We start from the raw sequence: 8,284 nt of genomic DNA, 5'->3' as shown, positions 1-8,284 counted from the left end.
CGTGGAGGAGGCGGGGTACGATGTCCCCGTGTCCGAGTTCGACCTGAACGTCCAGGGCATGACCTGCGCCTCCTGCGTCGGCCGGGTCGAGCGGGCGCTCAAGCAGGTGCCGGGCGTCATTGAGGCCGAGGTGAACCTGGCCACGGAGCGGACCCGCGTCACCGCCGCCCGCGGCGCCGTCTCGGTCGATCAGCTCGTCGCCGCCGTTCAGAACACGGGGTACGAGGCCAGTCCGGTCGAGCAGGCGGGCTCCCCGGCGGAGGAGGCCGATGCGGCGGCGGCACGGAGCCGCCGCGACCTGTTCCGCGTCGTGACCGCGGCCGCGCTCTCGGCGCCGCTCCTGCTCGGCATGGTGGGGCATCTGCTCGGGGCCGAGTGGATGATGCCGCCGGGCTGGGTTCAACTCGCCCTCGCGACGCCGGTGCAGTTCTGGCTGGGCTGGCGGTTCTACGTGGCCGGGTGGAAGGCCGCGCGGTCCTTCAGCGGCAACATGGACCTGCTGGTTGCCCTGGGCACGACGGCCGCCTGGGGCCTGAGCGTCTACGGGCTGCTGACGGCGCACGGGGATCACGCGCCCGCGCTCTACTTCGAGTCCTCGGCGCTCATCATCACCTTCGTCCTGCTCGGCAAGTGGCTGGAGGCGCGCGCGAAGGGACAGACGGCCTCGGCCATCCGCGCGCTCATGGATCTCCGGCCCGACAAGGCGCGCCTGCGCCGGGGCGGCGCCGAAGTCGAGGTGCCGCTCGCCGAGGTCCGGGTCGGCGACGCCGTCGTGGTCCGCCCCGGCGAGCGCATCCCGGTGGACGGGCGCGTGGTGGAGGGTGGCGGCAGCGTCGACGAGTCCATGCTGACCGGCGAAAGCCTGCCCGTGGAAAAGGTGGTCGGTGCCAAGGTCACCGGCGGCGCCATCAACACGGACGGCCTGCTGGTCATCGAGACCACCGCCGTCGGCGCCGAGACCACGCTGGCCAGGATCGTCCGGCTGGTCGAGGGCGCCCAGGCATCCAAGGCGCCGATCCAGCGCCTGGTGGACCGCGTCAGCGCGGTCTTCGTCCCGGTCGTGCTCGGCATCGCGCTCGTCACCTTCGTCGGCTGGTGGGCGGTCACGGGTGACGCGACGGCGGCCATCCTGAACGCGGTGGCGGTCATGGTCATCGCCTGCCCCTGTGCCCTGGGCCTGGCGACGCCGACCGCCATCATGGTCGGCACCGGCGCTGCGGCGCGGCACGGCATCCTGATCAAGGACGCCGAGGCGCTGGAGCGGGCGCACGCGGTCACCACGGTCGCGTTCGATAAAACCGGGACCCTGACCGAGGGGCGCCCCGAGGTGACGGACGTCGTCCCCGTCGAGGGGACGGGCGCGGCGGAGGTTCTCCGGTTGGCCGCTGCCCTCCAGGCCGGGAGCGAACACCCGCTGGCGGCCGCCGTCCGGCGACGGGCCGAGGGCGTCACGCCGCTCGCGACCATGAATTTCCGGGCGCTCGCCGGGCGGGGCGTCTCGGGCGCGGTCGAGGGCCGCTCGCTCGTCCTCGGCAACCGGCGCCTGCTCGAGGAGAACGGGCTGGCCGGGGACGCGCTCGCCCCGGCGGCCAGTGACCTCGAGGAGTCGGGGCGGACCGTGTCCTGGCTGGCCGAGACGGCGCCCACCTGCCGGGTTCTGGGCCTGATCGCGTTCGGCGACAGCGTCAAGGATTCGGCCCGTGGCGCCGTTGACCGGCTGCATCGCCAGGGCATCGAGACGGTCATGCTGACCGGCGACAACCGAGGCGCCGCGGCCGCCGCCGCCCGGTCGCTGGGCATCGACAAGGTGGTCGCGGAGGTGCTGCCCGAGGGCAAGGCCGAGGCGGTCGCCGGGCTGCGCGGCGAGGGCAGGGTGGTCGCCATGGTCGGCGACGGCATCAACGACGCGCCTGCGCTCGCCGCGGCGGATGTCGGCATCGCCATGTCGACCGGCACCGACGTCGCCATGCACACGGCGGGCGTGACCCTGATGCGTGGCGACCCGGCGCTGGTCGCAGGCGCCATCGACGTGTCGCGGCGGACCTACCGCAAGATCCGGCAGGGGCTGTTCTGGGCCTTCGTCTACAACCTGGTCGGCATCCCCCTGGCGGCCCTGGGGCTGCTCAGCCCGATGGTCGCGGGCGCGGCGATGGCATTGAGCAGCGTCAGCGTGGTCACGAACGCGCTCTTGCTCCGCGGCTGGAACCCACGGGCGTAGCGGCGGGGCAAGCATGAGCATCGGAGGGGCGGCGCGCGTGGCTGCCACGATTGAGGCGGACCGATACCGCAAACGCTTCGGGACCATATCGGAAGCTCTCCGAGTCCGCCCGCGCCTGCTCGCCGCGGCGCTCGTCGCCTTCGTCCTGGCGTGGCCCGTCGCGGCGCCGATGGCGGCGAGCGGCCCGTGGATGTCCGGGGAAATCGTTCGCGCCCGCCTGCTCACGGCGGCCGACACAGCAGGATCCGACAAGGAAGTCCGCGCGGGGCTCCAGGTCGCTATGGGCGACGGCTGGGACACTTACTGGCGGTCGCCCGGGGACGCCGGAACGCCGCCCGCGGTGGACTGGACCGGCTCGGTCAATGTCGCCTCGGTGGATTGGCGCTGGCCCGCGCCCACCCGGTTCACGCTGTTCGGGCTCGAGACCTTCGGTTACTTCGACAAGGTCGTCTTTCCCCTGACCATCGTCTCCGAACGTCCCGGCGAGCCGGTCGCGCTCCGGGGCAGGCTTGACATCCTCGTATGCAGCACCGTCTGCGTGCCCAAGAGCCTGGAACTCTCGCTCGACCTGCCAGCGGGCGCCGCTGCCGTGGACCCGGAGGCGGCCAATCTCATCGCCCGCTACGAGGCCCGGGTGCCGGACGACGGCTCGCGGTCCGGGCTCGCGGTGGACGGCGTCGCCGCGCTGCCCGGGAACCCAGCCGCGCTGGAGGTCCGGATTTCCTCCCGGCAGCCGCTCTCGGCGCCGGACGTCATCGTTGAGAGCGGGCGGTGGACCTTCGGCAGGCCAGAGTTTTCCTTCAGCGCCGACCGCGGGACCGCGACGGCGCTGCTCCCCGTCACCTCGGGGCCGGACGTCGTCAGTATGCCGGGCTCCGACGTCACGGTGACCTTGCTCGACGGGCAACGGGCGTCGGAGACCCGAGGCACGGTCGCGGCGGGCGCCACGCGAGCGGGGTGGGGCAGCCTGCTGCCGTTCCTTGGCGTGGCGCTGCTTGGCGGCCTGGTCCTCAACCTGATGCCGTGCGTCCTGCCGGTGCTCAGCCTGAAGCTCATGGCCGCCCTGCGCCACCGGGGGCAGGCGCGCCGCCAGATCCGCCTCGGCTTCCTGGCCACGGCGGCGGGCGTCGTCGCCTCCATGCTCGCCCTCGGCGGCGCGCTGGCCGTCCTCAAGGCCGCCGGGCTCGCCGTTGGCTGGGGCATGCAGTTCCAGCAGCCTGTGTTCCTCGTGGCGATGGCGGCCGCCCTCGCGGTCTTCGCGGCGAGCCTCGCCGGGCTGTTCGAGATCCCGCTGCCATCGCGCCTCGCGACCGCGATGGGCCGTGCGGGCGGGGACGGGCTCGCGGGCAGCTTCGCGGCCGGGGCGTTCACCACGGTGCTGGCGACGCCGTGCTCGGCACCCTTCGTCGGCACGGCCGTCGGCTTCGCGTTGGCACGGGGCCCTGCCGAGATCCTGGCCATCTTCGGCGCCCTGGGGGTTGGGCTGGCCGCGCCGCATCTCCTGGGCGCCGCCTTCCCGGGCGTGGTCCGCCTCCTGCCGAGGCCGGGATGGTGGATGATCGCGCTCCGATGCGTGCTGGCCATCGCCCTGACGGGGACCGCGGCCTGGCTCCTGACCGTGCTGGCTGCCCAGACCTCATGGCTGGCCGCGGGCGCGGTGGCCGCCGCGCTGGTGGTGCTGACGGGGGCGCTGGCGCTGCGCCCGCGGATCGGCTCGCCCGCTGCCGCGGTGGTGGTCGTGCTCGCTCTGCTCGGCGCCGGAACCGCGCCCGCCGTGCTTCGGGCGGCTCCGCCGAATGCCGCGGCGACGGCCTGGGCGCCGTTCGACGAGGCCGCCCTCCGGCGGTTCGTCGCCGAGGGCAAGGTGGTCTTCGTGGACGTGACCGCCGACTGGTGCGCCAACTGCAAGGTCAACGACGCCCTGGTCCTGGAGCGCCCCGAGGTGGCCGCGGCCCTGGCCGAGCCGGGCGTGGTCGCCATGCGGGCCGACTGGACCCGCCCGGACGTCCGGATCTCCGACTACCTCGCCAACAACGACCGGTTCGGCATCCCCTTCAACGCGGTCTACGGCCCGGGTGCCCCACGGGGCATCGTCCTGTCCGAGGTCCTGAGCCGCGAGGCGGTGCTGGACGCGCTCCGGCGCGCCCGCGGGGCCGACCTGGCGCCGGTTCGGTGAGGGAGTTCGGATGGGCGTGACCTTGCACGGCGAACACCACGGTGCATATCGTCCGGCCATGGGCATGCCCGTCCTCCGACGCCTGCTGCTGGTCCTGACGGCCCTCGCCTTCGTGCTGGCGACGGCGCTGCCGGGGACCGCGTCGGCAATGCCCATGCCCGGCGGCACCACGACGGCCGGAGGCCCCGGCCAGTCCTGTGGCGACTGCGCGGCCAAGGCACCCGGCGGCGATGGCGGCGCCAAGATGATGCCGTGCAGTGCCCTCGCCTGCTTGGGTGCATTCGTCGGCCTACCGGCCCCGGCGGTCCTCAGCGCGCCCGTTGCCGTCGCGTTCGAGTACGCTGTGGGGGCGCCTGCGGGCCAGCGGGGCCGGGCGCTCCCGCCCGACCCTTTCCCACCCAGACCCACCACCCTCGTCTAACCGTCGCCCGCCCACCGCGGGCGGCGGACGGAGATCCATGGGTCCGGCCTTCGCCGGATCCGCGCCGTGCACCCGCCCTCCTGCGGGCCGCGGCGGCATGACGAGGACGGAAAACATGCCAATCACCACCCCGCCGGACCTGACGCGGCGGCAACTCTGGACCGCAGGCGGCGCCCTCGCTCTGGCGGGCACGCTTCCCGGCAGGGGACATGCCGCATCCGCCACCAGCGTGCCCGCTTCCCTGCGGCTGACCGCCGAACCGGCCCGCGCATTGATCGCCGGGGACGACCAACCGGCCACAGCCGTCTGGTCCTACAGCGGCTCGGTCCCCGGACCCGTGCTCCGGGTCCGCCAAGGGGCGAGGTTCCGCGCCACCGTGGAAAACCGCCTGGACGAGGGCACGACCGTGCACTGGCACGGCATCCGGCTGCCCAACGCCATGGACGGCGTGCCGGGACTAACCCAACCGTCCATCAAGCCCGGCGGGAGCTTCGCCTACGAGTTCACGCCGCCCGACGCCGGGACCTTCTGGTACCACCCGCACGATAACGGCCTGGTGCAGCAGGGACGCGGGCTGGCCGGGGCGCTGATCGTCGAGGAGCGGGAGCCGCCCCGGGTGGACCGCGAGCTGCTCTGGGTCATCCAGGACTGGCGGCTGACGCGCGGCACCCAGATCGCTCCGGGCTTCGGCGGCCGCATGGAGGCGGCGATGGGTGGCCGCCTCGGCAACACGGTCACCGTCAACGGCGGGGTGCCAGACGCACTCAACGTCCGCGCTGGGGAGCGCGTGCGGCTGCGCATCATCAACGCAGCCACGGCGCGCATCATGGCGCTGCGGTTCGAGGGGCACCGGCCCGTCGTCATCGCCTTCGACGGCCAGCCCTGCGAGCCGCACGAACCCGCGGGTGGGCGGCTGCTGCTCGGTCCCGCCATGCGCGCCGACGTCATCTTGGACATGGTTAGCGAGCCGAGGCGCCGCTACGCCGTGATCGACGACTTTTACGGCCGCTCAGCCTACGAGCTCGTCGCGCTCGCCTATGACGGCTCCGCGCCCCTTCGCGGCCACCCACTGGACGCCCCGGTCCGCCTGCCGCCGAACCCGCTTCCCGAGCCGGACCTCGCCACGGCCGAGCGGCACGAACTCGCGCTCCAGGGCGGGATGATGGGCGGCAGGGGCATGATGGGGATGATGGGCATGCGCGGGGCGGCATGGGCCATCAACGGCATGTCCATGACCGGCAGAGGCGACACGGGCATGCCGCCGCTGCTGACCCTCGCACGCGGCCGGACCTGCGTGCTGTCGCTTCGGAACGAGACCGCGTGGTGGCACCCGATGCACATGCACGGCCACAGCTTCCGGGTCCTGACCCGGAACGGCACCGCGGTGGCCGGGGCGGAATGGGGCGACACGGTGCTCGTCGAGCCGCGCCAGACCGTGGAGGTCGCCTTCGTCGCCGACAACCCGGGCGACTGGATGCTGCACTGCCATGTCATGGACCACGAAGTCAGCGGCCTGATGGGCGTGCTGCGGGTGGCCTGAGCCGAGCCGGACACCGAGAAAAGGAGAACCGATGACGACCTCACTCTTCCGCCGCGCCTCCCTTTCGGCGGCAGCCAGCGCCCGGCTGCGCGTGCAGGCAAACACCCCGACGCAGGTCACGCTCCGAAAGAGCCCGCAGTGCAACTGCGAGGACTACGCGGCGCACCTTCGGCGGAACGGCTTCGCCGTCGGCGTTCGGCTGACCGGCGCCCTGGCGACGATGAGCCGCGCGGCGGGCACCCGTGAGGAAGTGGATGGCTGCCATATCGCCGCTGCCGAAGGCTGCGACGCCGAGGGACACGTCCCCGCCGGAGCCATTCGCAGGCTCTCAGCCGAGCGGCCGCGGATGAGGGCCACCACTCCCGCGGGGACGCCGCTCGGCACGGCGGGGACTAGGCGGGAGCCATTCTGCATCCACGCCGTCGCCTGGGACGGCAGCACCAGTGTCCACGCGACCATTTGAGGAGGCTGCAGATGACGATCCAATCAGACCTTACCCAAGCGCGTGCGCCCATCAGCGGCATCGGTGGCCGCCTCCGCCCGGCTCTGCGGGGGCGGCGCGCCCTGGTGCTGCTCGGACTCGCTGCCGTGGCGGCGGGCGTTTCCTGGCAGTGGACTTGGCTCACCGCGACCGGCGTTGCCCCAATCCTGGTCAGTGTGGCGCCGTGCATTGTCATGTGCGCCCTGGGACTGTGCATGGCCGGAAAGTCGGGCCGGTCGTGCCATGCGAGCGAGCCCCAGGTCAAAGCGGGTTCGACCGCGTCCGCGTCGAAGGCAATGGGCCGCCCGCGTGAGGTCGCGGCGGCCGAAAGCTGAGGGGTTATGACGCCGACAAGGTTCTCAGAACACCTGCTGATCGCTTCCGCCCTGCTGGGAGCTGCCGCGCACGTCGTCCCGGATCGTGCATCGTTTGGAGGTGAGTGGTGAGGCGTCCAGACCTAGGACGACGGCGGCGGCATCTGTTGCTCGCCGCGTTCGTCACCGTGCTCGCGGCCGCAATAGGTGGCGCGGTGCTGCTCTCGGGGCGTGGCCAGCCAGATCCGGCATCGGCCGCAATCAGCCCCGGCGATCGGGAGCAGGTCACCCTCGGCCGCCAGATCTACGCCGAGCAGTGCGCGCGGTGCCACGGTGTGAATCTGGAGGGCCAGCCGAACTGGCGCTCACGCGGACCCGACGGAAAGCTGCCTGCGCCCCCGCACGATGCCTCGGGCCATACCTGGCACCATCCCGACGCAGTTCTGTTCCGGATCATTCGGGACGGTACGTCCGCTGTCGTCGGCGGTGGGTATGAGAGCGACATGCCGGGCTTCAAGGGCGTGCTTTCGGACACCGAGATCCGCGCGGTCCTCGCGTTCATCAAGAGCAGCTGGCCGGACCGCGAGCGCAGCCTCCAGGAGCGCCAAAGCCGGATCCAGAGGGAGGCGGGCCGGTGAAAGCGTGCCCGCGAGCCCGCGGGCAGACGCTCGGTCCCGTCCTGACGAGCAAGGGGAGAGTTGATCCGGCTCCGGGTGCGTTCCGGCGCAAGCTAGGGCGCACGGCGGCCCCGAGAGCGTTGTGAGTAGGGTCCCTGTATCTCTTTCTTCATTCGGGCCGGAATCAGCCAGTGATTTCATTGGCTTGCGGGGCATTATCACTACGAATCGCGCGGAACGTCACTACTAAACGCGCCCGGAACGTTATGTCGCCATGGGGGCTGCGAGATTGGCCTCGGGGCTTTCCTCCATCGCGGACATGCAGGGGCTCCAGACGCGCAGGAACCGACTTCAACTTCAGATGTGCGCTACCGGGCGCACCGGCGGCTACATGGGAGCCCGGCCACCAGCGTCAGTGTTGACAAACGTCGGTGTCGCCACGGGAGAGGCGTGGTCCCCCCAGTGGCGACGAGGTGGGCGCCGCTCCGGCAATCGGCGCTCCCGCTGCGCGCCGGGT

6 protein-coding genes are annotated in these 8,284 nt (G+C 72.4%); all 6 read left to right on the top strand.

All coding sequences use genetic code 11. From position 1 onward, the window contains the following. Positions 1-2,218: heavy metal translocating P-type ATPase (locus tag BUB97_RS23520; RefSeq protein ID WP_139281445.1), on the top strand; the 2,218-nt coding region annotated here is incomplete at its 5' end. Positions 2,219-2,255: 37 nt separating this feature from the next. Beyond that, entirely contained in the window at positions 2,256-4,394 is a 2,139-nt protein-coding gene (locus BUB97_RS23515) for a protein-disulfide reductase DsbD family protein (protein ID WP_175562729.1), read from the top strand. A 536-nt stretch (positions 4,395-4,930) separates the two neighbouring features. Then, positions 4,931-6,355 carry a multicopper oxidase family protein gene (locus tag BUB97_RS23505; RefSeq protein WP_073139760.1) on the top strand — a complete coding sequence of 475 codons (1,425 nt, stop codon included), beginning with the start codon at positions 4,931-4,933 and terminating at the stop codon, positions 6,353-6,355. Positions 6,356-6,386: 31 nt separating this feature from the next. Further along, positions 6,387-6,818 carry a DUF411 domain-containing protein gene (locus tag BUB97_RS23500; RefSeq protein WP_073139756.1) on the top strand — a complete coding sequence of 144 codons (432 nt, stop codon included), beginning with the start codon at positions 6,387-6,389 and terminating at the stop codon, positions 6,816-6,818. A gap of 11 nt (positions 6,819-6,829) precedes the next feature. Beyond that, the gene (locus tag BUB97_RS26450) at positions 6,830-7,171 is read left to right on the top strand and encodes a hypothetical protein (protein WP_175562728.1); all 342 of its coding nucleotides are present in this window, start codon (positions 6,830-6,832) and stop codon (positions 7,169-7,171) included. Between the two features lie 146 nt (positions 7,172-7,317). After that, positions 7,318-7,788 (top strand): c-type cytochrome, encoded by a 471-nt coding sequence (locus tag BUB97_RS23490; protein ID WP_216348653.1) that lies wholly within the window; start codon positions 7,318-7,320, stop codon positions 7,786-7,788. Positions 7,789-8,284 lie beyond the last annotated feature (496 nt).

Origin of the sequence: Muricoccus roseus, from assembly GCF_900141905.1 — a bacterium.
Classification (GTDB): domain Bacteria; phylum Pseudomonadota; class Alphaproteobacteria; order Acetobacterales; family Acetobacteraceae; genus Roseomonas; species Roseomonas rosea.
Note: the sequence above shows the minus strand (reverse complement) of the source record. Positions and strands in the feature narration are given on the sequence as shown.